The 2,687-nt window shown below is 67.3% G+C and carries 3 protein-coding genes; 2 read left to right on the forward strand and 1 reads right to left on the reverse strand.

Translation table 11 applies throughout. The features are described 5' to 3' along the window. Positions 1-753 (reverse strand): M48 family metalloprotease (locus tag GJ630_RS19290; RefSeq protein ID WP_191450759.1); only part of this gene is annotated, 753 nt, incomplete at its 3' end. A gap of 101 nt (positions 754-854) precedes the next feature. On the opposite strand from GJ630_RS19290, the gene GJ630_RS19295 reads away from it, so the two are divergent. Continuing rightward, positions 855-1,964, forward strand: a complete 1,110-nt coding sequence (locus tag GJ630_RS19295) for a DUF4129 domain-containing protein (RefSeq protein WP_146417534.1) — start codon at positions 855-857, stop codon at positions 1,962-1,964. Beyond that, the coding region (locus GJ630_RS19300) for a hypothetical protein (protein ID WP_191450761.1) at positions 1,964-2,687 on the forward strand (724 nt) is incomplete at its 3' end. The genes GJ630_RS19295 and GJ630_RS19300, both read left to right, overlap by 1 nt.

The raw sequence follows: 2,687 nt of genomic DNA on the forward strand, positions 1-2,687 counted from the left end.
GGGGGCAGTGAACACGCCCAGCGCGACGCCGCCGAACAGGACTGTCACCGCGAACAGGAACAGGAAACCAAGCGTGAACGAGAGGCTTCCGACGGGGGCCGCGAGCACCCGGGCGCTGCACACGTACGCGAAGCCGAGCGCGACCAGCCCGAGCGCATAGCGACTCCCGCTCCCGCCGGGGAGGAGGTCATCAAGCGGGTCGTACTCGCCGTTTGTCAGCGACGGGAGGAAACTGGCCAGCGTCATGACGGTCGCGTCGCGGTTGGCGACGTGCATGAGTTCGTGGGCCAGCACCGCGTCGAGTTCGTCACCTCCGAGCGTCGCCAGCAGTCCCTCGCTGACGACCACCGTCGCGCCGCCGAGCGTCCCGATAGCGAAACTGTTCGGTACGTCGGCGTCCGCGACGGCAATCCGTGGCGGCGTGAGGTCGGCCAGTTGCGCGAGCCGTTGCACCCGTTCGTGGAGGGCGGGGTATTCCTCGGGACCGACGATGCGAGCGTCAACCTCGGCCATTGTCTGGGCTCTGGTGTATCGCAGCTGTGCCCAGACAAACGCGACGAGGGCAGGGGCGAGAACAGCCACCCACCAGGCGATGCGTGCCGACGCCCCACCGAACGGGAGGTGAGCCGCGACAGCATCCCGCACCGGCGCAAGCCAGGGTGTCAGGAGCACCGCCGCGGTCGCGACCACAGCGATGTCGACGGCGAGGAGGAGCAGGAGAGTCCACAGCATCCGGCGAGTCAGTGTCCGCATAGAGGTAGTTCTGCTATACCCACAGCGGATGAAAGGTTTTCTGTTCGGACAGTCCAGCAGTGAGGGAAAATATTTATCCTGTCACCGGAAACGGTGCTACAGTGTCAACAAAGCTGGTTCGTGCCGCCCTCGCCCTCCTCTGTGCGGTCGCTGTCCTGTTCGGCACGGCGCTGTTTCCCGGCGCGCTCGGCGTCGAGTTCGAGTCGAGCGGTCCCCTCGACAGCCGAGCGAGCGAGCCGGTCACGCCCGACGGAACAGCACCCGACGACGTCGACAGTGGGTCGACGCCGGTAGCGACGAGCGATGGGGCAGAGACGACGCCGAGGACGAGCGACGAGCCGGCAGCGACAGCGACGCCAACACCGACGGAGACGGCGACAGCGACGCCGGTAGCCGGTGAAGGCGAAGACAGCGGGTCCCCAGTTCTGGTGAAACTGATCGGGCTGGCGCTTATCGGCGGGTTCGGCGCCGTCGCGGTCGGTGTCATCCGGGCGGCATCAGACCCGGAACGCGACGGGTCGACAGACGCCGGACTACTCCTGCATCCGCTCCTCGACAGATTGGCCGGGACAGTCGTCTCGGCGGTTTCGAACGGCGCGGTTGGGCGGACCATCGGCCGGATTCCGAAGGTAACGACCGCCGCGCTGCTCTCGGGGTCGTCGGCGCTCTCACGAGTCGGGGCCGGTATCAGCGCCGTCTCCGGCGGTGTCCTGACCGGATTGGCGACGGGAATCGGGTCGGTCGGCACGATGTCACTGCGAGGGGTCGCCGGCCTGCCGAGTACGCTCGGGTCGCTCTCGGTCGCGCCGTTCAGAGCCCTCAGGGGCTTCGGTGGGACCGGCGGCTTCCTCGCCTCAGTCCGAAGTGGCGTCGATAGCCCGCCGCTGTTTGGTTCGTCGGACTCGGAGCAGCGGCAGTCGACGGCCACCGAATCGACGGCAGAGGCGGACGACGGCCCGGACATCGATAGCCTGTCCATCCAAGAGGCCTGGGCACTACTGGCCGACCGCGTCTCCGTGTCGGACCCCGAGACGGCGACGCCCGGCGAGTACGCCCGCCGGGCTATCGACAGCGGACTTCCGGCAGAGCCCGTTCGACGGCTAACAACCCTCTTCCGCGAGGTCGAGTACGGCGGGCGGTCGGCGACCGGTGCCCGAGCCGAATCGGCCCGAAACGCCCTCAGACAGCTCCTCGGCGGAGGTGACGACTGATGAGCGATTCAGAGTCACGACAAGGTGAGACCGCCAGCGCAACCATCGACGTCAGCGTCGAACGCCCGACGCCGGGGCGCAAGTTCGTCCGGCACACGCTGTTGGGACTCGTCGCACTTGCCGGGGCGGTGTTCGTCGTTACTTTTCCCTCAGTCCTCCCAGATGTCGGCAGCGGGACGGCTAGACGGCTCCGGCTCGGTGCAAGTATCGGAGCCGTCGTAATCGGCCTCTTCGGTCTGTATACTGTCGTGTTGACACAGGAGTCGGACCTCCCGCCAGTGAAAGGGAGCCAGCCGCGTGACCCGTATCGTGACGACGGTACAGACGACGAGCCGGCAGAACTGCTCGACGAACTGCTGGAACCCGAGGCGACACAGGCGAAATCCGGCGATATGGTCGGCGATGATATCGACGAGCTACTCGCGAAGATCGACGGACGTGTCGACCCCTACAACGGCCTCGAAGCGAGCTATGCGTCCGAAGTCAGGAACAGGCTCCGCGAGGCCGCGAGACAGGTGCTGGTCGAAACGGCGGACATGTCGACGGAGGCGGCGGCCCGGGACGTCCGTACTGGCTCGTGGACGGACGACCGCCGGGCGGCCGCCTTCCTCGGCGGCCCGGACGCACCCGACCCGCCAATCGAGATGCAACTACGTGACTGGGCCAGCGGCGAGGGGTTCGACCGGAAAGTCGAAGCGGCGGCGACCGAGATACGACGGCTCC

It is taken from the genome of Haloarcula sp. CBA1122 (genome assembly GCF_009741785.1).
Taxonomy (GTDB): domain Archaea; phylum Halobacteriota; class Halobacteria; order Halobacteriales; family Haloarculaceae; genus Haloarcula; species Haloarcula hispanica.